The sequence below is a fragment of the Mesorhizobium humile genome, assembly GCF_033977215.1.
Classification (GTDB): domain Bacteria; phylum Pseudomonadota; class Alphaproteobacteria; order Rhizobiales; family Rhizobiaceae; genus Mesorhizobium; species Mesorhizobium humile.
This window is the reverse complement of sequence record NZ_JAVIIV010000005.1, coordinates 121723-145830: the sequence shown is the minus strand read 5'-3', so window position 1 is coordinate 145830 and position 24108 is coordinate 121723. Positions and strand designations below refer to the sequence as shown.

24 protein-coding genes are annotated in these 24108 nt (G+C 65.1%); 5 read left to right on the top strand and 19 right to left on the bottom strand.

Annotated features, from left to right (window positions below):
- Positions 1–96 precede the first annotated feature (96 nt).
- From RFM52_RS10580 to RFM52_RS10550, 7 genes are all read right to left on the bottom strand, one after another.
- The gene (locus RFM52_RS10580) at positions 97–1386 is read right to left on the bottom strand and encodes an NAD(P)/FAD-dependent oxidoreductase (RefSeq protein ID WP_320293249.1); all 1290 of its coding nucleotides are present in this window, start codon (positions 1384–1386) and stop codon (positions 97–99) included.
- Positions 1379–2128, bottom strand: a complete 750-nt coding sequence (locus tag RFM52_RS10575) for an ABC transporter ATP-binding protein (RefSeq protein WP_320293250.1) — start codon at positions 2126–2128, stop codon at positions 1379–1381. The genes RFM52_RS10580 and RFM52_RS10575 overlap by 8 nt, the downstream gene beginning before the upstream one ends.
- Positions 2052–2882 (bottom strand): ABC transporter ATP-binding protein, encoded by an 831-nt coding sequence (locus RFM52_RS10570; protein ID WP_320293251.1) that lies wholly within the window; start codon positions 2880–2882, stop codon positions 2052–2054. Before RFM52_RS10570 ends, RFM52_RS10575 begins: the two co-directional genes overlap by 77 nt.
- Positions 2879–3874 carry a branched-chain amino acid ABC transporter permease gene (locus RFM52_RS10565; RefSeq protein WP_320293252.1) on the bottom strand — a complete coding sequence of 332 codons (996 nt, stop codon included), beginning with the start codon at positions 3872–3874 and terminating at the stop codon, positions 2879–2881. Before RFM52_RS10565 ends, RFM52_RS10570 begins: the two co-directional genes overlap by 4 nt.
- Positions 3874–4824, bottom strand: a complete 951-nt coding sequence (locus tag RFM52_RS10560) for a branched-chain amino acid ABC transporter permease (RefSeq protein ID WP_320293253.1) — start codon at positions 4822–4824, stop codon at positions 3874–3876. Before RFM52_RS10560 ends, RFM52_RS10565 begins: the two co-directional genes overlap by 1 nt.
- 147 nt (positions 4825–4971) lie before the next feature.
- Complete coding sequence (locus tag RFM52_RS10555) at positions 4972–6084, bottom strand: branched-chain amino acid ABC transporter substrate-binding protein (protein ID WP_320293254.1); 1113 nt, start codon at positions 6082–6084, stop codon at positions 4972–4974.
- Between the two features lie 140 nt (positions 6085–6224).
- Entirely contained in the window at positions 6225–6995 is a 771-nt protein-coding gene (locus RFM52_RS10550) for a GntR family transcriptional regulator (protein WP_320293255.1), read from the bottom strand.
- A gap of 110 nt (positions 6996–7105) precedes the next feature.
- Here RFM52_RS10550 and RFM52_RS10545 point away from each other — a divergent pair, with 110 nt between their 5' ends.
- Positions 7106–7864, top strand: coding sequence for a pyrroline-5-carboxylate reductase family protein (locus tag RFM52_RS10545; RefSeq protein WP_320293256.1), 759 nt, complete (start codon positions 7106–7108; stop codon positions 7862–7864).
- Positions 7865–7887: 23 nt separating this feature from the next.
- Here RFM52_RS10545 and RFM52_RS10540 read toward each other — a convergent pair whose 3' ends face one another.
- From RFM52_RS10540 to RFM52_RS10510, 7 genes are all read right to left on the bottom strand, one after another.
- On the bottom strand, positions 7888–8637 hold the full coding sequence (locus RFM52_RS10540; protein ID WP_320293257.1) for an SDR family oxidoreductase: 750 nt from the start codon (positions 8635–8637) through the stop codon (positions 7888–7890).
- A 24-nt stretch (positions 8638–8661) separates the two neighbouring features.
- Entirely contained in the window at positions 8662–9585 is a 924-nt protein-coding gene (locus RFM52_RS10535) for a 3-hydroxyacyl-CoA dehydrogenase NAD-binding domain-containing protein (protein ID WP_320293258.1), read from the bottom strand.
- Positions 9586–9587: 2 nt separating this feature from the next.
- Positions 9588–10454: a hypothetical protein gene (locus RFM52_RS10530; protein ID WP_320293259.1), complete on the bottom strand. Its 867-nt coding sequence runs from the start codon at positions 10452–10454 to the stop codon at positions 9588–9590.
- 1 nt (position 10455) lies between these two features.
- Complete coding sequence (locus tag RFM52_RS10525; RefSeq protein WP_320293260.1) at positions 10456–10779, bottom strand: NIPSNAP family protein; 324 nt, start codon at positions 10777–10779, stop codon at positions 10456–10458.
- A gap of 74 nt (positions 10780–10853) precedes the next feature.
- Positions 10854–12131, bottom strand: a complete 1278-nt coding sequence (locus tag RFM52_RS10520; RefSeq protein ID WP_320293261.1) for an acetoin dehydrogenase dihydrolipoyllysine-residue acetyltransferase subunit — start codon at positions 12129–12131, stop codon at positions 10854–10856.
- 12 nt (positions 12132–12143) lie between these two features.
- Positions 12144–13118 (bottom strand): alpha-ketoacid dehydrogenase subunit beta, encoded by a 975-nt coding sequence (locus tag RFM52_RS10515; RefSeq protein ID WP_320293262.1) that lies wholly within the window; start codon positions 13116–13118, stop codon positions 12144–12146.
- A 1-nt stretch (position 13119) separates the two neighbouring features.
- Positions 13120–14091, bottom strand: a complete 972-nt coding sequence (locus RFM52_RS10510) for a thiamine pyrophosphate-dependent dehydrogenase E1 component subunit alpha (RefSeq protein WP_320293263.1) — start codon at positions 14089–14091, stop codon at positions 13120–13122.
- Positions 14092–14194: 103 nt separating this feature from the next.
- On the opposite strand from RFM52_RS10510, the gene RFM52_RS10505 reads away from it, so the two are divergent.
- The gene (locus RFM52_RS10505; protein ID WP_320293264.1) at positions 14195–14941 is read left to right on the top strand and encodes an SDR family oxidoreductase; all 747 of its coding nucleotides are present in this window, start codon (positions 14195–14197) and stop codon (positions 14939–14941) included.
- Positions 14942–14983: 42 nt separating this feature from the next.
- Here RFM52_RS10505 and RFM52_RS10500 read toward each other — a convergent pair whose 3' ends face one another.
- From RFM52_RS10500 to RFM52_RS10485, 4 genes are read right to left on the bottom strand one after another with little or no spacing between them, the layout of a single operon-like run.
- Positions 14984–16723: a cobalamin-dependent protein gene (locus RFM52_RS10500; RefSeq protein WP_320293265.1), complete on the bottom strand. Its 1740-nt coding sequence runs from the start codon at positions 16721–16723 to the stop codon at positions 14984–14986.
- Positions 16720–17526, bottom strand: coding sequence for an alpha/beta fold hydrolase (locus RFM52_RS10495; protein WP_320293266.1), 807 nt, complete (start codon positions 17524–17526; stop codon positions 16720–16722). Before RFM52_RS10495 ends, RFM52_RS10500 begins: the two co-directional genes overlap by 4 nt.
- Entirely contained in the window at positions 17526–18317 is a 792-nt protein-coding gene (locus tag RFM52_RS10490) for an aspartate dehydrogenase (RefSeq protein ID WP_320293267.1), read from the bottom strand. The genes RFM52_RS10495 and RFM52_RS10490 overlap by 1 nt, the downstream gene beginning before the upstream one ends.
- A 9-nt stretch (positions 18318–18326) precedes the next feature.
- Positions 18327–18863 carry a cupin domain-containing protein gene (locus RFM52_RS10485; RefSeq protein WP_320293268.1) on the bottom strand — a complete coding sequence of 179 codons (537 nt, stop codon included), beginning with the start codon at positions 18861–18863 and terminating at the stop codon, positions 18327–18329.
- A 150-nt stretch (positions 18864–19013) separates the two neighbouring features.
- On the opposite strand from RFM52_RS10485, the gene RFM52_RS10480 reads away from it, so the two are divergent.
- On the top strand, positions 19014–20618 hold the full coding sequence (locus RFM52_RS10480; RefSeq protein WP_320293269.1) for an FAD-dependent oxidoreductase: 1605 nt from the start codon (positions 19014–19016) through the stop codon (positions 20616–20618).
- Between the two features lie 132 nt (positions 20619–20750).
- Here RFM52_RS10480 and RFM52_RS10475 read toward each other — a convergent pair whose 3' ends face one another.
- The gene (locus RFM52_RS10475) at positions 20751–21203 is read right to left on the bottom strand and encodes a hypothetical protein (protein WP_320293270.1); all 453 of its coding nucleotides are present in this window, start codon (positions 21201–21203) and stop codon (positions 20751–20753) included.
- A gap of 480 nt (positions 21204–21683) precedes the next feature.
- Here RFM52_RS10475 and RFM52_RS10470 point away from each other — a divergent pair, with 480 nt between their 5' ends.
- Positions 21684–23000 carry a purine-cytosine permease family protein gene (locus RFM52_RS10470; protein ID WP_320293271.1) on the top strand — a complete coding sequence of 439 codons (1317 nt, stop codon included), beginning with the start codon at positions 21684–21686 and terminating at the stop codon, positions 22998–23000.
- Between the two features lie 72 nt (positions 23001–23072).
- Positions 23073–24089 carry an alpha/beta fold hydrolase gene (locus RFM52_RS10465; RefSeq protein ID WP_320293272.1) on the top strand — a complete coding sequence of 339 codons (1017 nt, stop codon included), beginning with the start codon at positions 23073–23075 and terminating at the stop codon, positions 24087–24089.
- The last annotated feature ends 19 nt before the right edge of the window (positions 24090–24108 follow it).

Sequence of the window (24108 nt, the reverse complement as noted above, 5' to 3'; positions counted from 1 at the left end):
ACCCGAAAAATGAAGGCTCGCTTCCTTGGCCAAAAGGGAAGCGGGCCTTGGCCGTTGAGCGTACTCATTGCCCTATCGTTTTGTGAGAAACGCTTCTTACGAGCGACGGTCCTGAAGACGGTTCCAGGCGTGCATGCGGTTGGCGATCTGCACCGCGATCGGATGGAACGGAACCGGTTTCATGTCGGTGACCGGCAGCGGCATCTGCCCGTCGCTGCGGCGGCCTGCCGCCCAGCGGCCGATCTCCTGGCCGAGCGACATGGAAAGCGCCACCCCGCGGCCCGAATAGACGCCGCCGAAGACGAGACCGGGTCCCAACCGGTAGAGGCGAGGCCTGCGGTCAGGCACCACCGCAAAGGTGCCGTGCCAGTATTCGACCATCTCCGGCTCGCCGCCGAAAGCCCGAAATGCCTTGCCGAGCATCCGCGAGACCTTGGCGCGGCCGCAGTCGGCCTCGTTCAGCCAGAACGTATGCGTGCCGCCGCTGACCAGCCGGTTGTCACGGTCATAGTGGAAGTAGCGCAGGTCGCTGCGCATGTCGGACACGGCCGGATTGCCGACAAGGATTTTGGCGCGCAATGCCTCGGGCAGGGGATTTGTCGCCGCCTGGAACACCTTGAAGGGCACGAGCGTCTTCTTGAGCCCCGGCCAGATGTCGCCGGTCAGCGCGTTGGTCGCCAGAACCACCTCCGGCGCCGTGACACTTCCCGTCGCCGTGAAGACGCGCCAGCCGCCTTCCAGGCGCTCGATCCGCTCCGCGCGCGAGTTCTCGTGGATGGTCACGCCTTCGCGTTCCAGCGCGGCCGCCAGGCCGATGGTCATGGCGAAAGGATTGATGTGGCCCGAATTGTGGACCATCCAGCCGCCGAGATAGGGGCTGCCGATGCGCGTGCTGGCTTCCGCGCGGTCGAGCCAGGAGACATTTGCGCCGAAGGCTTTCCATTCGTCATGGAACTGGCGGGCGCGGGCGAGAGTCGCCTCGGTGTGGGCTGGCTGGATCCAGCCTTCCTGCACCTGATGGGCATCGATGTTGAAGCGCTGCATCAGGCCGAAGGCGACGCCGGCCGCGTCCGCGACCATGCGGTTGTAGCGTGTGCCGACCGTCTTGCCGTAGGCGGCCTCGAATTCCGAAGGCGATGCCTTCGAGTGATGCGAGATGACGAGGCCGTTGTTGCGGCCGGAGGCCGCCGATCCGATCTCGTTGCCTTCCAGCAGGATGACGCCGACCCCGCTGTCGCGCGCGCCAAGTGCCGCGGCCATGCCGGTGAAGCCGCCGCCGACGACCAGCACATCCGTCTTCAGGTCACCTTGAAGCGCCGGCGCCGTTTCGCGCGAGCGCGCGGTCTTGCGCCACAGATGCGGCGTCTTCCAGTCGACCTCAAACATGAAGGACCGCCTCGCTGGCGCCGCCGAGATAATGCTCGCTCAATGCGGAGTGCTCGGCCATCTCCTGGGCCGGGCCGTGCAGCTTCACCTTGCCCGTGTTCAGGAGATAGGCGTAGTCGCCGCATTCGAGCGCGAGCTGGACGTTCTGCTCGACGAGCAGGATCGAGATGCCGTTGCGCGACAGGTCGAGGATGATGCGGAAGATCTGGTGCACGATCTTCGGGGCGAGGCCGAGGGACGGTTCGTCGAGCATCAACAGCTTCGGCTCGGCCATCAGCGCGCGGCCGATCGCCAGCATCTGTTGCTGCCCGCCGGACATCCGGCTCGCTATGCTGTTGCGGCGCTCCTTGAGCACCGGGAAGAGATCGAACGCCTCGGCGCGAAGCGCCTCAAAGCTCTTGCCGGCGCGGCCGATATGAGCGGCGACCAGGTTCTCCTCCACCGTCAGGCGCTGGAAGATCTGACGGCCTTCAGGGCAATGGGTGATGCCGAGGCGCACGACCTGCTCCGGACGCATGCCGGTGATGTCGCGTCCCTCGAAGGTGATCGCGCCCGCGCTCGCCCGCGCGACGCCGGAGATGGAATTGAGCAGCGTCGTCTTGCCCGCGCCGTTCGGGCCCAGCACGACGACGATCTCATGCGGATCGACTTCTATGTCGACGCCTTCAAGAACGCCGACGCGTCCGTATCCCGAGCTGAGCCCGGCGATCCTGAGCAGCGGCCCGGATGTCGTCGATGTCATTGGCGGTTCCCAGATAGGCGAGTTGGACGTCGGGGCTCGCCTGCACCTCGGCGGGCGTGCCCTGGAACAGCAGCTTGCCGTGATGCATGACGATGATGTTGTCGCAGAGCGACATGACCAGATCCATGTCATGCTCGACGATGATGGTGATCCGGTCGGGCAGGCGCAGGGCGGCGAGCCTTGCGGTCAGTTCCGCCGTCTCGTGATGATTGAGGCCGGCTGCCGGCTCGTCGAGCAGCAGCACGCGCGGATTCGGGACGAGCGCGCGGGCGATCTCCAGCATGCGCTGCCGGCCATAAGGCAGGCTGCCGGCCTCCGCCTCCGCGTAGCCCTGCAGATCGAAGAAACGCAGGACCTCCACGCATTTCTCGCGCCGTCTTTCGCGCCTGGCCGAGGCGTAGGGCGGCCACATCACTTCCTTCCATGTGCCGCCGACATCGGCCGGGTAGAAGCACACTTCGAGGTTTTCGAGCACCGTCATCTGATCGAAGAGGCGGATATTCTGGTAAGTGCGGGCCACGCCGGAATTGGCGATCTCGTATTTCTTGAGCATGTCGAGGCGTTTGCCGTCGAGCGCGATCGATCCCGAGGAGACGCTGTAGGAGCCGGCGGTCATGTTGATGAGCGTCGACTTGCCGGCGCCGTTCGGCCCGATCACGCCGTGGATCAGCCCCGGGGCGAAGGAGGCCGTCACGTCGTCGATGGCGACGACCTGGCCGTATTGCTTTCGCAATCTGTCGAAGGCGAGCGTCATTTGCCGAAAAGCCTCCGGATGAGCTTGTCCGGCCCGAAGCTGCGCGGCACGATTCCCGCCGGGCGCACGATGATCAGGAAGATCATCAAGAGCCCGAGGAAGAGGATGCGCCATTCGGCGAACTCGCGCAGCACTTCCGGCAAGAGCATCAGGATCGCAGCGCCCGCGACGATGCCTAAAATGTTGCCGATGCCGCCGATCACGATCATCAGCACGATCAGCACGGATTCCTGCAGCGTGAAGCTCTCCGGGCTGACGAAGCGCTGGGAGGCGGCGAAGATCGCGCCGGCGATCGAGCCGATCGTCGCCGACGTGGCGAAGGCCGCCAGCTTGGCGTTGGTGGTGTTGATGCCGATGCCGCGCGCGGCGTCCTGGTCCTCGCGGATGGCCGCCCAGGCCTTGCCGAGGATGGAGCGCTCCAGCCGCCAGACCAGTGTGCCGACCACGAGCACGGTGACGAGCAGCAGCCAGAAGAAATCGATCGGACGGGCGACCTGAATGCCGAGGATCGAGGCCTTGTCGAGGCGGGGAATGCCCTTCGGCCCGCCGGTGAGCCAGTCGAGATTGTTGATGATGATGCGGATGATCTCGCCGAAGCCGAGCGTGACGATGGCGAGGTAGTCGCCGCGCAGCCTCAGCACCGGTATGCCGAGCAATATGCCGGTGACCGCGCCAAGGCATGCGGCGACCAGGAGGATGATGAGGAACGGCCAGTGCAGGTCGAGCTGCGGGCTGGCAAGCAGCGCGTAGCTGTATGCGCCGACCGCGTAGAAGGCGACGAAGCCGAGATCGAGCAGTCCCGCATAGCCGATCACGATGTTCAGGCCGATCCCGAGCAGGATATAGATCAGCAGGCTGTTGATGACGCGGACATAGTAGTTGGGCAGGAAGGGGGTCGCTACGATCAGCGCGATCGCGATGGCGAAGAAGAGGAACGAAATGGCCCGTCCCGAACGCGGCTTGGCGGTGGTGAGGGTCTCGGCGACGGACATCAGAACTCCCTCTTGTACACGATGCTTTCCTCGGAAACGGCCTCGCCCAGAATGCCGGCGGGACGGACCAGGAGCACGAGTATGAGGATCGCGAAGGACAGCACGTCGCGATATTCGGTGCCGAGCACGCCATGGGTGACGACGGGCAGCAGCGCCGTTCCGCCAACCTCGACGAAGGCGAGGATGAAGGCGCCGAGCATGGCGCCGGGAATGGAGCCGATGCCGCCGAGGATCGCTGCGGTGAAGGCTTTCAGGCCGATGACGGCGCCCATGGTCGGCGTCATGATGCCATAATAGCTGGCGTAGAGGATGCCGCCCGCCGCGCCGAGCAGCGGCCCGACGAAGAACACCATCGAGATCGCGCCGTTGACGTTGATACCCAGAAGCTGGGCTGTCGGGCGGCTTTCCGAGACGGCGCGCACGATGATGCCGATGCGGCTGCGGTTGACGAGGAAATGCAGGCCGAACATCAGCGCGAAGGCGGCGATCAGGATGCCGATCTGCACCGCGCTGACCGTGCCGCCCAGCACCTCGTAGCGGACGGCGGGAAAGAAACTCGGAAAGGCGACAGGCTGCGGACCGGCAAGGATCTGGATGCCGGTGACCAGCGAGAGCGACACGCCGAGCGAGGAGAGCATCGGCGCGAGCCGGGTGGAATTTCGCAATGGCTTGTAGGCGACCCTTTCGATGCCGACGCCGATGACGCCGACCAGGAAGATGGCGATGACAAACGCCGCCGTGAGAGCGATCGCGCCCGTCGCGCCGACATCGCCGACGAGCATGCTGAGCAGTAGAAAGGCGACGTAGGCCCCAAGCATGAACATCTCGCCATGGGCGAAATTGATCATGCGCAGCACGCCGTAGACCATGGTGTAGCCGAGCGCGATTAGCGCGTAGACGGCGCCGATCGTCAGGGCATTGACCGTCTGTTGAATGAGGTTTCCCAGCATGGGCTGGCGTCCCTGTGCAATAGGTTCCGCCCGACAGGCCAGCCGCGGAGGGGAACGATCAACGTGGCCGCAGCGCTTTCTGCCGGGCACGGCCGCAAATAAAAAAGGAGCCGCCCGCCAAGGGCAAGCGGCTCCGGCGCGCAATCGTTACTTCTGGCCGACGAGTTTGAAGTCCGAGCCTTCGACCTTGTAGAGGTAGGAGGGGGCGACTTTAAGTTCGCCGGTTTCGTCGAATTCCAGCTCGCCCACCGCGGTCTTGACCTTGACCGCGTGCAACGCGGCGTTGATGTCCTCGCGCTTAAGGCCCTTGGTCGTCTTGAGCACCTGCTCGAGGATCTGGCCCTGGACATAGCCGTAGATCGAGTAGGGGCCGGCGTCCTCGCCATATTTGGCCTTGTAGAGCTTGGCAAACTCGGCGATCTCGGGAGAAGCGTCCATCGGCGGCACCTGGATCGCGACCAGCGTGCCCTGGACGTTGGCCTCACCGGCCTGCTTGATGAGGTCCGGCGTGTAGCCGCCATCGGGAACGATCAGCGTGGCACTGATGCCCTGCTCGTGCATCTGCTTGGCGAACAGCGCGAGCTGCGGCATGACGGCGCCGAGATAGATCACGTCCGGCTTCTTGGGCTTGATCTGCGCCAGCACGGCGGTGAAATCGACGTCGGTCGGCGCGACCGCGATGGTATCGAGAACCTTGCCGCCGCCGGCCTCGAAGTTCTTGGCGAAGATTTCGGAAATGCCTTGCCCGAAGACCTGCTTGTCGTTGACGACGAGCGCGGTCTTGGCGCCGAGCTTGCCGAGCGCATATTCGGCCGGCAGCAGCGCGCCAGCCAGGTCGTTGGCGACCGGGCGCACCATGAATTTGTAACCCTGCTTGGTCAGCGAAGGATTGGACCCGAAGGTCATCGTCGGCAGCGTGCAATCCTCATAGATCGGCAGGGTCGACTGGGCGACGCCGGAATTGAAGTTGACGAGGCCGAGGACCACCTGGTCGTTGTCGCAGAATTTCTGCGCCACCAGCGTTCCTTCGCGCGGGTCCGCCTTGTCGTCTTCCTGCTCGTAGGCGATCGTCACGCCGTTGACCCCGCCGTCGGCGTTCAGCTTGTCGACATAGAGCTTGAAGCCGTTGTGCCACGTGGTGCCGAAATAGGCCTGCGGGCCGGAGAGCGGAGCAGAAAGACCGATGGTGGCCTGCTCGGCCATGGCCGGCGCAGCGAACAACGATGCTCCCAAAAGGAGCGTGGCAGTGAATTTCCTCATGATGGTTCCCCTTGGCTACTGGTCACGACGGGAGCGGCCGTTCTGGTCTTCTTCTCCTTGATCGCCATCGAAGCAGACAAAGGGATCGTCGTCAAGAAAGTGTCTACACTATTGCGTTCAATTTTGTGCTCAGATACGGATTATGTGTCGCGGGCCCTTCGCCGGCGCTTCAGATCCGCGCCGTTTCCCGGCGCGAAAACCTTGAGCAGCGCGTCCTTGAGCGCCTGCTGCGTGGCGGAGACGGTCATTTCGATATGCTCGCGCAACAGTTTCATGCCGTTCTCGGCATCTCGCTTGACGGCGGCGGCGACGATCGCCGAGTGGGAGGTGACCTGAGCCTTGTCATGCGAGGGATGCTCGATCTGGATACGGCGGATGAAGCGGATTCGGGCATTGATGGAGGAGAGCTGGCCGACGAGTTCCGGATTTCCGGAGAGTTCGGCGATCAGCAGGTGGAAGCCTTCGTCCTCGGCCAAGATGATGTCGGGCGCTTGGTCGCGATAGCCGTCGACGATCGCCTCCCAATACTGCCGCAGGCGGTCGATCTCACTGTCCTCCGCGCGCTCGCACATCAGCTTGAAAGCGGCGCATTCGATGATCGAGCGCAGTTCGTAGAGGTCGAGCAGTCCCTCGGTGCTGAGGCTCCTGACGAAGAAGCCGCGATTGGGCGTGAGCGAGACGAAGCCTTCGGAGGCGAGGCGGTTCAGCGCCTCGCGTATCGGCGTGCGCGAAACGCCCAGGCTGCGCGAAAGCTGAACCTCGTTGATGCGCTCGCCCGGCTTGAGCGTGAATTCGACGAGGAGCTTGCGGATGGTGTTGTAGGCCCGCTCGCTGCTGTCGGCGGTGCGACGCATGTCGACTTCGCCGGCGAGGAGCGGATCGTTGTCGGTACTCTCGGCGCGTTCGGTCATGAGGGCTCCCATCTGACTTGCATGCGGTGCATGTCGACACTTTGCGATGCGCCTTTCTTCCCCAAACCCATGCGAATGGCAAGCGACAGCTTCGAGCCGAGGGAACCGCGATGATCCTAGGGGTTCTTGGCGTCGGTCATCTGGCAGCCTCGATGCTGGCCGGATTCCAGCGCTCCGGGCTTGGCCCGGAAAACATCCTTTTGTCGCCGCGCGGCAAGGCGGCGGCACTTCGCGCCCGGCATGGCTTCCGGCTCGCGGCGGACAACCACGATCTCGTCGAGCGAACCGACATCGTTATCCTCGCGGTGCGGCCGGCGCTGGCGCCGCAGGTCGTCCAGGACCTGCCCTGGCGCAAGGGGCAGATTTTGATTTCGGTTTGCGCCGGCGTGCCGCTGTCGCGGCTCGGCGTCTCGCCGGCGCGGGTCGTGCGTGCCATGCCGTTCACCGCGGCCGAGATTGGCGCCAGCCCGACGGCCTATTTCCCAGACATCAAAGAGGCTCAGGCGGTTCTCGGACGGCTCGGCCCGGCGATCGCTTTGGCCAGCGAAAGGGACTTCGAAGTGGCGACCGTCAGCGCCGCGGTCTACGGCTGGGCGCAGGATCTGATCCGCAAGGCGGCCGAATGGTCGAGCGCCGAGGGCCTCGACCCGGCCATCGCCCGCCGGCTGACGGCCATGACCTTCGTGGCGGCGGGAAAATTGATCGCCGAAAAGCCCGAGCCGATCGATCTATTGCTCGAAGAGCTGGTGACGCCGGGAGGCATCACCGAGCGGGGCCTGCAGGTTCTGTCGGCGCGCGGCGTGCCCGCCGCCTGGGAGGAGGCTTGCGCGGCGGTGCTCGACAAATTGACTGGGCAGGTGCTGGACTGATTGCGGCGTCTCGGCCGTTGCCCCTACCGCTGCGGCGCGGGTGGATAGACCTGGCCGCCGGCGGCCTGTTCGCTGGGGGCGACGATGAGTTCGGCGATGTCGACGTGATCCGGCAGGCGCAGTGCCGAAACGAGCACGGCGGCAATGTCGGCCGGGCGCAGCGGCCGCTGCTCGGAATACATGCGTTTGCGCAGGCCTTCGCGGTCGCCGTCGAAAGCCTTCAAGTAGAAATCCGTCTCCACGCGCCCGGGAGCGAGCTCGGTCAGCCGCACGCCGGTGCCTGCAAGGTCGAAGCGCAGGATGCGGCCCGCTTGCGACAGCCCGGCCTTGGCCGCGCCATAGGCCGTCGTGCCGGGAAAGACGGCGCTGGCCGCGGTGCTGGTCAGGTTGAAGATGTGGCCGCGCTTGCGCGCGATCATGCCCGGCAGGAGAAGACGGATGAGCTGCAGCGGCGCCGTGAGGTTGAGCGCCACCACCTCGGCTGTTTCCTCAGCGCCCTGTTCGTGCAGTGGGCGCACCGTCGCCAGGCCGCCGGCATTGTTGACCAGAACGTCGATTTCCGCCGCCCCGAGCGCAGCGGCGATCGCTTCCGTGTCGCGGACATCGGCGACCAGCGGCCTGACCCGCGGCCCGAGCCGCTGCTGCAGATCAAGCAGCGCATCGTTGTTTCGCGCCAGCGCGTGGACGGTCAACCCTTCCGCGACAAGGCTTTCGACGATCGCGGCACCTATGCCTTTCGAGGCACCGGTGACGAGGGCGGTGCGATACTCCATGGCCGTTCTCCCAAGCTGCGATAATTAGAGCGCGCCGCGCTCGGCAACTGTCCTGAGGATGCCGACGAGGCCGGCCTCCCGCGCCGCCTTAAGTTCCTCCTGACCGCGGCCGCCCACCGCTGCAGTCGTCGAGGCCGAGATCGCGCGGATCGTCTCGCCATCGAGCCTGGCATCGAGGAGCGTGTCCCAGATCGCCTGATAGGTGGGGCCATATTTGCCCAGGAAGTCCTCGATGCCGTCGGCATTGAGGCTGTTGGAGATGAACGAGCCTTGCAGCGTCCATTTCGGACCCGGTCCATACATGAAGGCCCGGTCGACATCCTCGACCGAAGCGACGCCGTCGCGCACCAGCGCGATCGCCTCGCGCCACATCGCGCCCATAAGGCGCAAGGCGATATGGCCGGTCACTTCCTGGTTGAGCGTCACCGGCTTTTTGCCGATGGCCTCGTAGATGGCGCGTGCCCGGGCGATCACCTGCGGATCGCTCGCCTTGCCGCCGACGATCTCGACCAGCGGCATCAGATGCGCCGGGTTGAAGGGGTGACCGAGCACGATGCGGTGAGGCAAGCGGCACTCGGCCTGCATGTCGGAGACGAGTAGCGCCGACGAAGAAGAGGCGATGATGACGTCATCGCGGACATGGTCTTCGATCTCGGCGAGCAGCCGGCGCTTGAGCCGCAAATCCTCCGGGCCGTTTTCCTGCACGAAATCGACGCCGTCCAGCGTTTCGGCCAGCGTCTGGAAAAGCTGGATCGTGCCCGGCGCGGGCGACCGGCCTTTCAACGCGTCGAGATCGGCCATCAGCGCGGGCAGCACGTCCTGGAAGGTTGCCTCGCGCCGCTCCATCGGATCGTAGACGCGCACGTCATGTCCGGCATGGGCGAAGCAGGCCGTCCAGCGCTGCCCGATCACACCGAAGCCGACAATGCCGATCGTCAGCCTTTCCATCGTCAGGCCCTCTTTCCATCGAGCGCGGCGCGGAAGGCCTCGTTGAGGTCGTTCCAGGGGATGAGCAGGTCGAGCCAGGCGCCGATCCGTCCGGCGACCAGGATCGCCTCGTCGATCAGGGCATCGAAGGGATGTGCGTCGCCCATGGCCGCCTTGAGCCGGAAAAGCAGCGCCGGCGTTTCCTCCATATGGCAGAAATCGCGAAGGCGCGTCGCAGCCTTGTCGAGCGCCAGCGCGGCGGTGTGGCGCCGCATCGCTTCGTCCGTTTCGCCACGCTCGGCGCGGATCCACCACAGGAATTCATGCAGCACCCGGGCTTCCGATTCCGCGGTGAAGACGGGTCCTGCCGGATGCATGATGGCGCGCGAGGATGTCACCCGGCTGATGTCGGACGGACAAGCGGCCCAGAGCGCCTTGCGTGCGGCGACGATATCCTGCGGCAGCAGCGATGGCGCCGGCGCAGCCGAGACACCACCGTCCACCTTGGAAAGCGTGCCTTCGAGGATGCGGCGGCCCTGGTCTCGCCTCAGCGTCGCGGCGAGTTCGGCGATGCCTTCCACCGGCGCGTCGAGATGGCCGAGCACGGTGATCTCGGCATTCTCGGCCTGCAACGGCGCGAAGGTGATTTCGAGGAACTGCCGCACCGGCCAATAGATGAAGGCGCCGGCGGTCGCGGCAAGCACATGCATTGCGCCTTCCAGATCCTCCACAAAGGGCGCATGCCAGTAGATGTGGCTGCCGGCGATCTTGGGCGTATGGAGTTGCAGGCGCATGGGCAGGGCCGAAAGCAGCGCCCGGCGGGTGCGCTCGGCATCGCCGGTGAGCCGTATCGGCCAGCTTTGCCCTTCGGCCGAGAAAATCAGATCCATCTTATTTCCCGGCGTTGAAGAAGGAGACAGGCTTCAGGATCTGGTTGCGCATGTCGAGGAGATAGTCGGTCTCGATGACCTTGCGGCGATACGCCTGCCATTCCGGATCGGCTTCCATGCGGTCGCGCCGATTCTCCCTGTCGGCGAGGCTTTCATATTTCCACAGATGCACCGTCCGCGACAGATCGCCGATATGGGTCTGGAAGAAGCCGAAAGGCTCGCCCAGATAGTGCCGCTGCATGGGCAGGCCGACATCCTCGTAGAGCTTGAGGAAATGCGACAGCTTGTTGGGGCGGGCGGTGTAGGTCCGATGGTCGAAGATCATCCCGGTCACTCCTTCTGGTATCTGGTCCGGCTATGCTTGCGCCGCTGAAATCGTGTCTGGTCTGCCGATCCGGCTCAGCCGCAGCTGCGCACCGTCTCCGCGATGAGCCTGGCCGTCAGCGCCGGCGCTTCGATCTGCGGCACATGGCCGATGCCATCGAGGAGATGAACGGCGGCGAAGGCCGGCGCGCGGGCCGCGTGAGCGGCCGGAATGACACGGTCGAGCTTGCCCCAGACGAGCCGCGTCGGGACGCCAAGTTCCGCAAGCGCCGTCGTCAGGTCGAAGCCTTGCGTTCCGTCGGGAAACAGGGTCTCGGCCATCGCGGCCAGCGCGCCGCGATTGCCGGTCCTGTCGATCTGCCTGAGCGCTGCTTGCGCATAGCCGGCGGGCAGGGCTGCCGGGTCGCCGACCATGACCGCCAGCCAGCGCTCCAGCGCCTGGACGCTGGTCGCCCGCGCAAGCCCGCCGATGAAGCCGGCGTTGATCTCGGGACCGAGTCCGCCTGGGGCGAAAAGGGTGACCGAGCGCACCGTGAGACGGCCAAACCGGGCGAGCGCAAGAGCCGCCGCCCCGCCCAGGGAGTGGCCGACGAGATGGGCGTCCTGCACGCCCATCGCTTCCAGGCGGTCGGAAAGGGTGAAGGCGATTTCCTCGATGTCCTTCGCCGGTCTTGCGGCTTCCGCGCCGTGGCCGGGCAGGTCGAGGCTGATCGTCGCGATACCTGGTTCGAGCAAAGGCACGACCTGCCGCCAAACGGAGCGGTCGGCCCCGAAGCCATGGATCAGGAGCGTCGGCACCGTTTGCCGTGCTGTCGCCGGCGCGGCAGCGAGCGACGCCGGGCAAGCGGCCTGCGCCGTCAGGATGCCGCCGGGCGCGTCCGAACGGGCGGCGAGGGCGGCATCGATGTCGCGCTTCTTGATTCGCCCTCTGGGACCGCTTCCCGCGACGGTCGAAAGGTCGAGCCCCGCGGCGGCGGCAAGCCGGCGGGCAAGCGGGCTTGCGATCGCGCGGGCGCCGGACTGGCGGACGAAGGAAGAGGCATTGGCGGCCGCGAGCGGATCGGCGGCCGCTATTGTCGCGACTGGAGCCGCCTGGCCTACCGCCGGCTTCTCGTCCGCGATAGTGCCAAGCACGGCGCCCACCGGCGCTTCCTGCCCCTCGGTGAAGAAGATGTCCGCCAGCCAGCCGTCGCGATCAGCCTCTATTTCGGTCGCCGCCTTGGCCGTCTCGACGGTGACGATGAGATCGCCGGCCTTGACCGGATCGCCCGGTTTGGCCGCCCAGGCAACCACCAGAACGGCTTCCATATACTCGCCGCCGGCGCTGTCGATGCTGATCGGATGGGTTGCCATCTGCCGCCTCCGTCACTTCAGGGTCTTCAGCGCGGCGGCGCGGATCTTCTCGGCACTCGGCAGCATCGCCGTTTCGAGCGGTTCGGAATAGGGGATCGGCATGTCCGGCAGCGTGACGCGCGCGACCGGCGCGTCCAATTCGTCAAAAGCATGGTCCATGATCGTCGCCGAAAGTTCGGCGGCGTAGCCGCAGAAACGCCAGCCCTCGTTGACCACGACGGCGTGGTGCGTCTTCGCGATCGAGGCGACGATGGCATCGATGTCGAGCGGGCGCAGCGACCGGAGATCGACGATCTCGGCCGAAACGCCGTCCATGGCGAGAAGATCGGCCGCCTTCGACGCCTCGACCACCATCTTGGAGGTGGCGAAGATCGAGATGTCGCTGCCCTCGCGCAGGATCCCCGCCTTGCCAAGCGGCACCGTCACGTCGCCTTCAGGCACTTCGCCGCGGGTGTTGTAGAGCAGCTTGTGCTCGAGGAAGACAACAGGCTGGCTGTCGCGGATCGCCGCCTTCAGCATGCCCTTGGCGTCGGCGGGCGTCGAAGGCGCGACGACCTTGATGCCGGGAATATGGGCGACCATGGAATCGAGCGCCTTGGAGTGCTGCGCGCCGGCACCGGCGCCGCCGCCGCCCTGGGTGCGCAGCACGAAGGGCATTTTCACCTGACCGTTCCAGACGTAGTTGTAGATCGAGGCCTGGTTGACCAGCGCATCAAGCGTCAACGGCATGAAATCCGCATACATGATCTCCAGCACCGGCCGGGTGCCGGTCATGGCGGCGGTCACCGCCATGGCGGTCAGCGCCTGTTCGGAGATCGGCGTGTCGCGCACCCGCTTTTCACCGAATTCCTCCATCAGCCCCTTCGTCGCCTTGAACACGCCGCCATAGCGGCCGATGTCCTCGCCGAAAAGGAAGACGGAAGGGTCGGCCTGCATTTCCTCGCGCAGCGCGGCGTTGAGCGCTTCGGCATATCGCATCATCGCCATGTCAGTGCGCCTCGCTGTAGGGATTGCAGGCTTCGTCGACCGCAAATTCCGGCATCGGGTCGGAAAGCGCGGCCTCGAAGGCTTCGTCCGTCTCGGCCTTGGCCGCGGCCTCGATCGCGGCGAGCCGCGCCTCGTCGACCTTGCCCGACAGCGCCTTGCGCGAGACGAGCAAGGGGTCGCGCGCCTTCCAGGCCGCGATGTCCTCCGGTTTCTGGTAGCCGCCCATGTCGGAGGTGGAGAAGCCTTCGACGCGATAGGTCTTGCATTCGACCATGCCGGGACCTTCGCCGCGCCTCGCCCGCTCCACCATGGCCGACACGGCACGGTAGACGGCGACCGCGTCGTTGCCGTCGACGATCTCGGCCGGCATGGCATAGCCGGCTGCGCGGATCGACAGATCCGCGACTGGCGACTGGACGTCTGAAGGAACGGTCAGCCCGAACTGGTTGTGCTCGAGCACGAAGACGACCGGCAGTTTCCAAAGTCCGGCCATGTTCATCGCCTCGTGGCAGATACCGGTCTGGGCGGCGCCGTCACCGAAAATGCACATGGCGACATTGCCGGTGCCGAGGATCTGCATCGACAGCGCCATGCCGGTGGCGGCGGGAATGCCGGCACCGACGATGGCATTGCCGCCGATCACGCCCTTTTCGGCATCGGCGACCAGCATATGGCCGGCGCGCCCGCCGCAGGCGCCCGTGGCCCTGCCGAATATCTCGGCCACCACGGGACGCATGGCCATGCCCTTGCCGATATAGACGGCGTGGCCGCGGTGCGTAGTGGCCACCTTGTCGCCCGTCTCCAACGCGGCCGTGGCGGCGACGCCGACAGCCTCCTGGCCGTCGCACCGGTGGATCGGGCCGCGTGTGCGCCCTTCCTTGTGAAGCGCTCCAAGCCTCTCTTCCAAATGCCGCACCAGCAGCATCCGGCGATAGATTTCCAGCTGTTGTTCGACCGAAGGAGTGTTCTTCACGGCTATCCCCGATTTCGTGCCGAAATTAAATACAAAAGTGTCGACACTTTGCAAGCGCTTCTGCAAGATAGGGTGAAAACAAGTTTGGAAAAGGGGACCGGCCATGCGGCTGAAGGACAAGGCGGCAATCGTCACGGGAGCGGGCGCCGGCATTGGCGCCGCCGTCACCGAACTCTTCGCCAGGGAGGGTGCCTACATTCTCGCCGTCGACCGCGACGGCGCGCGGGCCAGCGAAGTGGCGGCCAGGACCGGCGCCTTGGCGACGGAGGCGGATGTCTCCGACGAGGCCTCCGTCGCGGCGATGGTGCGCCGCGCTCAAGAGGCGTTCGGGCGCATAGACGTGCTGGTCAACAATGCCGGCTACGGCATTCGCGGTTCGGTCGTCGACACCGCGGCAGGGGATTGGGATGCGCTGATGGCGGTGAACCTGAAGGGCGTCTTCCTCTGCTCCAAGCATGCCATTCCCGTCATGGCTGCCGGTGGCGGCGGGGTGATCGTGAACACTGCCTCGAACGTCGCCAATGTCGGCCTTGCCGACCGAGCCGCCTATGTCGCCTCGAAAGGCGGCGTCGCGGCGCTGACGCGGGCCATGGCGCTCGACCATGCGGGCGAGAACATCCGCGTCAACGCGGTGGCGCCGGGCGTGACCTGGTCGAGCTATTTCGACAGCATGCTGGAGACGCATCCGGACCCCAAGGGGTTTGTCGCGGCCCTGAATGCCCGTTCGCCCATGAACCGCGTCGCGCAGCCGATCGAGATCGCCAATGCGATATTGTGGCTCGCGAGCAGTGAATCTTCCTTCGCGACCGGCTCGATCCTGACGGTGGACGGCGGTATGACCGCCTGGTGAGAGCGAGCTCCATCGCATCGCGCCGGCACGTCCTTCACGGCATCAGGCAGCGGGCGGGATGGAACGCAGGGCGGCGAGCATCTCGTCGAGGTCTGCGCAGGGCAGGCAGCCGAGGTCGGCGATATCCTTGGTAACATCAACCGGCAGGCCCGAATTGGAGTCCTTCGGCACCTCGTTCAGCCGCCCGCCGATCAGCACCGGCAAGGCAAGCCCTCGCGCCGCCATCGCGGCTTTCAGCGCCTGCGCGTAGCGAAGCGCCACGCCATTGTAGGTGCTGACCGCGATGGCGTCCGCGCCGGTTTCGGCGGCGCGAGCGACGAGCACCTCCGGATCGACGGCGACACCGGCATCGGCAATGGTGACGCCGAGGCCCTCGAGCGCCTGCTCGACGAGATATTTGCCGTGCTCGTGCACGTCGGTGGTGCCGATGCAGACGGTGAGATTCCGTGCGGCCTCCACCTGCTTTTGCGCCGCCACCCAGGCCACTGCCTTGTGGTTGAGCTCGCGCGCCCATTCGGCATGGATCAGCGGCGCGCGCCCACGCGCGCCCACTGCGCCCGGGCCGAAAAGCGCTTCGAGGCGCCGCGGTCCGATGCGGCGGATGGCCAGCATCAGCGCGGCGGGGTCGCTCACATCGACCCCTCGCTCGGCGAGGCCGGCGAGAGTTGCATCGGCAAAGCGGCGTCCGCCTTCGACGAGGATGTCGGCCATTGCCTCCGCCTTTGCCCAGTCGAACACCGGATCGTAGAAGGGCGCATGCAGCGTCAGCCGATGGGCGAATGTCTGCGCGTCGATGATCTCGTCCACATCGGGAATGCGTTGGTTCTCCGTCACGGGCACCGGATTGACCGCATGGCCCGACGGCCAGCGCCCCATCGCGAGTATGTCTGCCAGGAGATAGCTCGCCAGGCTTGCGTAATTGCCGGCGGGAGTCGACTGATAGGAGACGGTGTTGCCGAAGATCATCGTGCCCGGCGTGTCCGTGACCCGGACGAGCGCTGCGTGAAAGGCGGTGCGCGACAACGGATCGCTGAAGTGATGGCCATAGCAATGGCCAAGCCGCGCGCCGATCAGCGTCTCGACGATGTGTTTCTCCACCAGAACCATGCCGAGCGCGCAGGCCATGTCGATGAAAAGCCCGGCGAATCCGTCGTCGAGGTTGGAATGGACGAGGATCTCCGCATCCTGCGCGGCGATCAGCCCGAGCGCTGTGACGGTCGCTTCTGTGGTCGCCACGTCATCGTCCCAATAGGGCAGCCGGAAGGTGAAATACTGTCCGAGATTGCCGATGGCCGTCGCCCCGGCGGCGATCGCGGCGCGGGTGTTTTCGACGGCGCCAGGCAACCCGAGCATGAAGTCGCCGAAATGGGCGGCGGCCGGCGCGGCATTGGTGATGCGTGCGAAGTCTTCCGGACCGTTGAGCACGATGCCAGTGCCGCGCGCGGCCTTGGCGCGCATGGCTTGCGGATAGCCCATCGACCAGTCCAGCGTGATGCCGAAGCGATCGACCGTCACGCCGGCCTTCCGGCATTGCTCATGCACCTCGCCGATCGCCGCGATGGTGCGGTCGACGCTCCGGAAGCCGATATGCGCATGTTGCATGACGCGCTTTTCGGCCGCTGCCTTGCGTTTCCACGCGGCTTCGGACGGCATTCCGGTTTCGGTGAGGAAGCGGCAACTCCCGAGCCGCCAGTCGCGCGCCATTGTTCGCCCCTCGGCAAGCAGGTCTGCACCCGGCTGGAGACGCGGATCGATGAGGACGGGGGCGATGTCGGCGGTCATGATATCTGCTGCTCGGTTTCGGCGATGAAACGGCGAATGATGGCGGCGATGCCCTCGGGCTTCGCGAGGGGATGGAAATGCGCGCCGTCGACGGATGCGTATCGCGCGGCCGGTATCGCGGCGGCGATGGCTTGCGACAGGGACGGCGGCGTCAGCACGTCGCCCATGGCGGCGATCACCTGGACCGGAGCGGCGATGCCCGGCAGGTCGTCGAGACGATCGTGGTCTAGCAGCATCCGCACCCGCGCGGCGGCGACGCCAAGCGGGGCGAGGGTCCGGGAGGCGGCGGCGACGGCCGCCTCGAGCTGCGCGGAATGCGCGGCGAGGTAGGGAGGCTCGTGGCAGAGCGCATGGGTGAGCCGCTGGTAGGTCTCGGCCATGCCGGCTTCGAGCAGTTCGGCACGGGCGGTGAAGAGCGTGCGGAAGCGGGCGTCTGCCCGCGCCCAGGAACTGCTGATCGTATAGCTCAGGCCAAGATCGGCATGGTCGAGCGCTAGCACCTGCGCGATGGCGCCGCCGGTGGAATGCCCGACGACATGCACGGGCCCGCCCGTCTGCGCCAGCAGGCCGGCGACGTCGCTGGCGATCAGGGATAGGGAGTAGGGGCCTGCCGGGCGGTCGCTGCGGCCAGCGCCACGATGATCGGTGACGATCAGGCGATGGTCGGCCTCGAGCAGCCGCACCACGCCGGCCCAGAATCGTCCGTCGCCGCCGAGCCCCGGGATGAGTACCAGGCGCGGACCGCTCGCGCCAAACGTTTCGTAATGGATGCGGCAGCCATCGGCGGCGACGAAGAAGGCCATCAGCGGCGGCCTCCCATGCCGAGCAGGTCCATGTCGAGCAGATCGCGAAGCGCGGCAACCAGGCTCAGCGCCGTCAGCGCGGAGGTCTTCGGATTGCCGGCAGAGGGCGCGTTGACCAAACTGAACGAGGCGGTGCCGGCGGCGCTCTCGGCCTCGATTTCATGGCTGTTGCCGCCCGCCTTTGGATCGGCGATCACGCGCACGGTGACCTTGTCGGCGCCCACGGCCAGCGCCACGGCGAAGGCGGCATTGAGGTTTTTCGGGTAGGCCGTTGCCGCTTCCGCGGGCGTGCCCTCGAACAGCGTCACGGCATCGTCTTCGGCCGACAGGCCAAGCGCGGCGAGCTCCGCCTTCCAGGCCACCGGCGGCTTGCGTGAGGTGTAGCGCACCCGCGCGTCGGGAAGGGCAGCAATGGCACGGAGATAATCGAGGCCGCCCAGGGCGCCTGCCGGCAGGACGACGCGCGCGCCGCCATTGCGGCCGGCTGCGGTGATACGAGCATGAAGCGGCGCATCGGCCAACGCGCCGACCGACGCGATGATAGTCGGGATGCCGGCTTCGAGCAGCGCCGGCACGTAAGCGGCCACCGCCTCCTGGCCTGCCGCCTCGACCACCGCTTCCGGCCGCGCGTCGATCAATTGCTCAATCCGCGTGACCGCGCTGACCCCGGCCGGCAATTCGGGGTTGGCGCCTTCGCGCAGGAGCATCACCCAATCGATCGCGTCCGCTGAAAAAGCCGAGACGATCTCGCGCGCGATCGCGCCGTAGCCGATGACACCAAGCGTCGTCATCCGGCGTCTTCAGGAGTTACGGCTCACGGGGTCGAACTTGTCGGCTAGGTCGGCGCCGAAGACCGTCTGGCGCTCGATCTCCAGCACGTTTTCCGGGCGCGGGAAGTTGGACGGCACGCGGTCGCCCGACCTGCGCGGCTTGCCGATGAGACGAAAGAAGTCCTCGAGCCCGTTGGGCACGATCAGCCAGACCCAGCGAAGCCGCGTCTCGCCGTCATTGATGAACATGTGCCGGACATTCTTCGGCAGGAACACCACGCTGTCGGACCGTATCGGATATTCCTTGCCGTCGACGACGGCGCGGCCATGGCCTTCGATCACATAGATCGCCTCTTCGTTGCGCTCATGCGTGTGCTCGCGCACATAGCCGCCGGGCGCGACCGATTGCGTGCCAAGCGCGAACGGGTGCTCCATGCCGACGATGTGCGGCGCCAGCGCCACGTCGATATGGCCGTTCGCCGGTACCGGCTGCCAATAGCTTTCACGCGTTTCGGACCCGGAGACATGAATGCCGGATGGAGCAGGTGGAAGATGGGTGTGGTCCATGGCTCTGCCTCGAAAGGGCTGCAAATGATCGGGCGGGAGCATGCCGCTCACCTCATGGAGATTATAACGCAAAAAGTGTCGACACAATAGTAGACAGATTTTATTTCGCGCCCCTATAGTGTCGTGGCGATGACAGCAGGGGGAACGCCAATGGGCGAATTCGACGTTCTGGTTATCGGTTCCGGCTCGGCGGCCTGCTCGGCGGCGTTGCGGGCCGCCAAGGGCGGCCTCAAGGTGCTGGTGATCGAAAAGAGCGGGTGGTTGGGCGGCACCTCCGCCATGTCGGGCGCGGGGGTCTGGATACCCGCCAACCATGTGGCGGCGGACGCCGGCGTTGCCGACAGCCGGGACGACGCGCTGACCTATCTGCGCGCCGTGGCGCCTGAAGGCTGGGCGCGCAAGGAAGATGCGCTCTGGAGCGCCTTCGTCAGGGCCGCCCCCGACATGTTGCGTTTCCTCTCCGGCAGCACGCCTCTCGACTTCCGCCTTGTCAACGAGCCGGACCCCTTCGCCGAAGCGCCCGGCGGCAAGCTTTACGGCCGCATGGTTTCGCCGAGGCCGCTCAGCCGCCGCATCCTGGGCAAGTTCGCGGCGCGCCTGCGCCGTTCCACCTTGCCGCACAGCTTCAGCTACCAGGAAATCGTCGACAGCGACCTCTATCATCACCCTATCCGCGCCGGCGTCAGGCTCTGGCCGAAGCTGCTTTGGCGGCGGCTGACGAATTCCGGCGGGCAGGGCACGGCGCTGATGACCGGGCTCATCAGGGGGTGCCTCGATGCTGGCGTCACCTACCGGCTGGAAACCCGAGCCGTGGGCCTGCTTCAGGATTCGGACTCACGCGTGATCGGCGCCGAGGTGGAGCGCGAGGGCCGGCGGACGAAGCTTCTTGCCCGGCGCGGCGTGGTCATCGCGACCGGCGGCTTTGAATGGGATGCCGAGATGCGGGCGCGCCATTTCCCCGGTGCCCTGGATCGTATCGGCAGCCCTCCTACCAATGAGGGCGATGGCCAGAAGCTTGCGGCTTCCGTCGGCGCGGAGCTGGACCGCATGGATCAGGCGAACGTCTATCCCTGCCTGCCGACGCGCTACCAGGGCAAGCCGCACGGCCTGCCCATGACCTTCCAGGCCGAACCGCATTCGATCGTGGTCAACCGCGATGCCAGGCGCTTCGTCAGCGAGAACGATTTCAATATCGGCGAGGCGATCGATGCGCGCGGACCGGATGGCGCACCCGTCAATCTGCCCTGCTATCTGGTCGGCGATCATCGCTTCGTGAAGACGTCGCTGCCCTTCCGTTGGTACGCGTCCTACGAACGCCACTGGATCAAGAAGGCCGACACGATCGGCGGCCTTGCGGCAAAACTCGGACTGCCGGCGGTGGCGCTCGAAGAAACGATCGCCCGCTGGAACGGCTTTTGCGCGAAGGGACGCGATGAGGATTTCCGCCGCGGCGAGAATGGCTGGGAGGAATACAAGGCGCACGGTCCGCGGAACCGCCTGAAGCCGATCGACAAGCCACCCTATATCGGCATGACGATCAATCGCTCGATCCTCGGCACCAAGGGCGGCGCCCGTACCAATGAGCGGGCGCAGGTCCTGAGGCCGGACGGTTCGATCATCCCTGGGCTTTATGCCGCCGGGCTTGCCATGGCCAACCCGATCGGTACCCGCGCCGTGGGCGCCGGCACGACCCTCGGCCCAAACATGACCTGGGGTTTTATTGCCGCCGAAACCATCCTTCACCAGAACCGGTGAGAGTTCTCCGAGGCGAATGGGGGTCGTTTGCAGGAGGGGGCGGAATCCTACGCTAGAGCGGTTCAGCATTTCACAGAATCGCCGAACCGCTCTATCTCTTTGTTTTTACGCAATTCCGGACGGAAAACCGTTTCACACTTTTCCTGGAACTGCTCTAAGCGCGGTAGCAAGATTTCCCTGTTTGAATTCACCCTGAGTCTCCGTATCGCGCAGCGCTATGTGGTCGGCGGCTAGTGAAACATGGATTACCGAAACGACGCCGGCAATCAGGGAGACGATACCGCACGTTTCCGCCGACGAAGGCCAACGTCCGTGCGCCGCCAAGCCAAAGATCACACCAAAGACGGTCTCAGACACGATAAGCTGTTCTGCAAGAGCAATGGGCAGATTGCGCGCCGCAACGTTCCAAGACCAAACCCCCGCCGACTGAAGCCAGGATGGCAAGCGATCCGCCCAAAGGTAGACATTGCCGGCCAAGTCCCAAGAGGCGCCGAGCCTGGAAAGCCCGAACAGCCCCGTCGCCGCGCTCAAAAAGCCGCGCCCAAGCCCCAAACGATGCCATGGTTCTCTGCGGTCAGTCGGCACCAGATCTCATCTGGTTGACTTTGACGCGTGTCACGTTCCAACCGCTTCGTGCCAGAAATGGACGCTGAGTATGCGTTCTCCGAAGCCGACACGCCGCCGCTGCGATCATCGCCGAGGATCGGGGGCGACGAACCCGCAAGTCTATCGCTCTCGGTCATATATTGACTAACTACGGACTCAGGGCTAGCTTTTGCGCGCAGCCTCCTTGCAAGGCTGGGTGGCGACGAAGCCATCTGAGCAAATCAAGGCAAAAAAGCCTCCCTATGTCTCTGACAACAGAGCCACAGGGAGGCTTTTTTCGTTTGTGCAATCCCGACGAAGACGTCGGTGGTAACGGTGCTGCGTTACTCGAAGCACTGGTGTGGCTGAGCTTGCCCGAACGGCAAGATTGCAGCCTCCGCCAGGGTCAAAATGCATCCCCGGCCAATTGCGCAGACGGGCCAGCGGTTTTCACGACAGCTGTCTCAAAGGAGTAGGGGAATGACAAAGGTATCAAGGGAGGTCGAGACGCTCGGAGGTGTTGATCACGCCCTGGGCGAAGAATACGAACATGAGCCGGTGCCGATGTCGGCAAGGCGAACGACCTTTTCGGTGACGACCGTCTGGATAGGATTTCCGATGATCATCACAGGAGCCATGACAGGCTCGATCCTGGTGCTCGGCATGGGCTTCCGAAACGCGCTGACGGCGATGATCATCGGCAACGTCATCATGTTCGCCTATGTCGGCGCGCTTGGTGTTCTTGGTACCCGCCGCGGCACCAATTTCGCGCTGCTCGCCAGTATCGTCTTCGGCAAGAAGGGCTATGTATTCGCCTCTGGCCTGCTGTCGACCTTGCTGCTCGGCTGGTATGCGGTGCAGACAGGCATCACCGGTGCGCTGATCAGTTCGGCCTACAATCTCAACTATGTGGCGATGACGATCATCGCCGGGCTGCTCTACATCGGCATCACCTTCGTCGGCGTCCGCGGCCTGCACCTGATCGGGCTGATTTCGGTTCCGCTGTTCGTCGTGCTCGGCGGCTGGGTCATGCTCGACGCGGCTTCGAAGACGACATGGGATGCGATCATCGCCTATCCGGGCAACAATGGTCAGGCGACGATGACGATGGGGGTCGGACTTACCGTGGTCCTTGCCCTGTTCATTGACGCCGGAACCGTGTCGGCCGATTTCAATCGCTGGGCAAAAGATACCAGAAGTTCGGTGATCGCCACCTTTAGCGCCTTTCCGTTAGCAAACCTGCTGGCCATGCTGATCGGCGGAATCACCACCGCGGCGCTCGCCGTGCCCAACGCCAACCCGTTCGGCGCCGACAACATGTTCGGCTACATGAACGGCAAGCAGATGGCGTTCCTCAGCTTTCTGGCCTTCGTCTTCCTCTATTGCAATCTCGGTTCCGTCTGCGCGCACTGCCTCTACAATTCGGCAACGGGCTGGTCGCGCATCTTCGGCAGCCGGATGCGGCTGTTCGCGGTCTTGCTCGGCGCAATCGGCATCGTGGTGGCCGCCGGCAATGTCTGGGCCTTCTTCATCGAGTGGCTTTCGTTGCTGGGCATTCTTGTTCCGCCGATCGGCGCGATCATCCTGGTCGACCAGTATGTGTTCCGCAAGAATGCCGAGATCGACCGCGACTGGCGGCCGTCGGCTTTCGTAGCCTGGACCTTCGGGTCGTTGGTCGCCCTGGTGGTGGAGTTTTACGCCCCGCACCTGTCGACGGCGATCAGCGCGGCGGTCGCCGGCGGCGCGGCCTATGCCCTGCTTTGCCTGCTGCCGTCGCCGGCACGGGCGGCTGCCTGAGAAAACCGGGGAAGGGTCGGGACTCCCGGCCCTTCCCCATCTATGATTGAAAATGGGGAAGGGACATCAGCAATGGCTGATCATGAAATATTCGCACTGGGTGACTTTGTCCTGCAGCGAGGAGCGACGCTGCGCGACGCCGCGCTTGCGTACAAGACGTTCGGGAAGCTGAACGCCAAGCGCGACAATGTCATCGTCTATCCGACATGGTATTCCGGGCAGCACATCGACAATGAATGGCTAGTGGGCAAGGGCATGGCGCTCGACCCCGCCAGATATTTCATCGTCATTCCCAACATGTTCGGCAACGGTCTCTCGTCATCGCCGAGCAACACGCCGGAGCCTTACAACGCCTCCCGCTTTCCGCAGGTGACGGCTTACGACAATGTCAGGGCCCAGCACCGGCTGATGACCGAGAAATTCGGTGTCGAACAGATCAGGCTGGTGACCGGCTGGTCGATGGGTGCTCTGCAGACCTTCCACTGGGGCGCGATGTACCCCGACATGGTGGAGCGCATAGCACCGTTTTGCGGATCGTCAAAATGCTCGCGGCACAATTTCGTCTTCCTCGAAGGCGTCAAGGCGGCACTTACCGCCGATGCCGCATGGAACAATGGCTGGTACGAGAAGAAGCCGGAAAGGGGCTTGCGGGCCATGGCGCGGGTCTATGCCGGCTGGGGCTTCTCGCAGGCCTTCTATCGGCAGGAGCTTGACCTGAAGACGCTTGGTTATTCCTCACTTGAGGATTTCCTGGTGTCGTTCTGGGAAGGCTTCTTCCTGCCCAAGGACGCCAACAACCTCTTGACGATGCTGTGGACCTGGCAGAACGGGAACATCAGCGACAACGATCTCTACAAGGGCGACCTCAAGAAAGCCCTGAAGGCCATCAAGGCCAAGGCCTATGTCATGCCAGGGCGCACCGACCTCTATTTCCCGCCGGAGGACAGCGAGTTCGAGGTGGCCAGCATGCCGAACGCCAGGCTCGTTCCGTTCGAATCCGTATGGGGGCATTTCGCCGGTGGCCCGGGCACCAGCAAGGACGATGTGAAATTCCTCGACGGCAAGCTGAAGGAGTTGCTGGCAAGCTGACGACCGGAAGCCGGCCCGC

Excerpts from the sequence above, each read along its gene's own strand:
- RFM52_RS10580 (WP_320293249.1), bottom strand. The coding sequence starts at position 1,386 with ATGTTTGAGGTCGACTGGAAGACGCCGCATCTGTGGCGCAAGACCGCG.
- RFM52_RS10495 (WP_320293266.1), bottom strand. The coding sequence starts at position 17,526 with ATGGCCTTCTTCGTCGCCGCCGATGGCTGCCGCATCCATTACGAAACG.
- RFM52_RS10530 (WP_320293259.1), bottom strand. The coding sequence starts at position 10,454 with ATGGATCTGATTTTCTCGGCCGAAGGGCAAAGCTGGCCGATACGGCTC.
- RFM52_RS10520 (WP_320293261.1), bottom strand. The coding sequence starts at position 12,131 with ATGGCAACCCATCCGATCAGCATCGACAGCGCCGGCGGCGAGTATATG.
- RFM52_RS10515 (WP_320293262.1), bottom strand. The coding sequence starts at position 13,118 with ATGGCGATGATGCGATATGCCGAAGCGCTCAACGCCGCGCTGCGCGAG.
- RFM52_RS10470 (WP_320293271.1), top strand. The coding sequence starts at position 21,684 with ATGACAAAGGTATCAAGGGAGGTCGAGACGCTCGGAGGTGTTGATCAC.
- RFM52_RS10545 (WP_320293256.1), top strand. The coding sequence starts at position 7,106 with ATGATCCTAGGGGTTCTTGGCGTCGGTCATCTGGCAGCCTCGATGCTG.
- RFM52_RS10575 (WP_320293250.1), bottom strand. The coding sequence starts at position 2,128 with ATGACATCGACGACATCCGGGCCGCTGCTCAGGATCGCCGGGCTCAGC.
- RFM52_RS10535 (WP_320293258.1), bottom strand. The coding sequence starts at position 9,585 with ATGGAAAGGCTGACGATCGGCATTGTCGGCTTCGGTGTGATCGGGCAG.
- RFM52_RS10560 (WP_320293253.1), bottom strand. The coding sequence starts at position 4,824 with ATGCTGGGAAACCTCATTCAACAGACGGTCAATGCCCTGACGATCGGC.
- RFM52_RS10505 (WP_320293264.1), top strand. The coding sequence starts at position 14,195 with ATGCGGCTGAAGGACAAGGCGGCAATCGTCACGGGAGCGGGCGCCGGC.
- RFM52_RS10540 (WP_320293257.1), bottom strand. The coding sequence starts at position 8,637 with ATGGAGTATCGCACCGCCCTCGTCACCGGTGCCTCGAAAGGCATAGGT.
- RFM52_RS10555 (WP_320293254.1), bottom strand. The coding sequence starts at position 6,084 with ATGAGGAAATTCACTGCCACGCTCCTTTTGGGAGCATCGTTGTTCGCT.
- RFM52_RS10480 (WP_320293269.1), top strand. The coding sequence starts at position 19,014 with ATGGGCGAATTCGACGTTCTGGTTATCGGTTCCGGCTCGGCGGCCTGC.
- RFM52_RS10565 (WP_320293252.1), bottom strand. The coding sequence starts at position 3,874 with ATGTCCGTCGCCGAGACCCTCACCACCGCCAAGCCGCGTTCGGGACGG.
- RFM52_RS10550 (WP_320293255.1), bottom strand. The coding sequence starts at position 6,995 with ATGACCGAACGCGCCGAGAGTACCGACAACGATCCGCTCCTCGCCGGC.
- RFM52_RS10485 (WP_320293268.1), bottom strand. The coding sequence starts at position 18,863 with ATGGACCACACCCATCTTCCACCTGCTCCATCCGGCATTCATGTCTCC.
- RFM52_RS10500 (WP_320293265.1), bottom strand. The coding sequence starts at position 16,723 with ATGACCGCCGACATCGCCCCCGTCCTCATCGATCCGCGTCTCCAGCCG.
- RFM52_RS10490 (WP_320293267.1), bottom strand. The coding sequence starts at position 18,317 with ATGACGACGCTTGGTGTCATCGGCTACGGCGCGATCGCGCGCGAGATC.
- RFM52_RS10525 (WP_320293260.1), bottom strand. The coding sequence starts at position 10,779 with ATGATCTTCGACCATCGGACCTACACCGCCCGCCCCAACAAGCTGTCG.
- RFM52_RS10570 (WP_320293251.1), bottom strand. The coding sequence starts at position 2,882 with ATGACGCTCGCCTTCGACAGATTGCGAAAGCAATACGGCCAGGTCGTC.
- RFM52_RS10465 (WP_320293272.1), top strand. The coding sequence starts at position 23,073 with ATGGCTGATCATGAAATATTCGCACTGGGTGACTTTGTCCTGCAGCGA.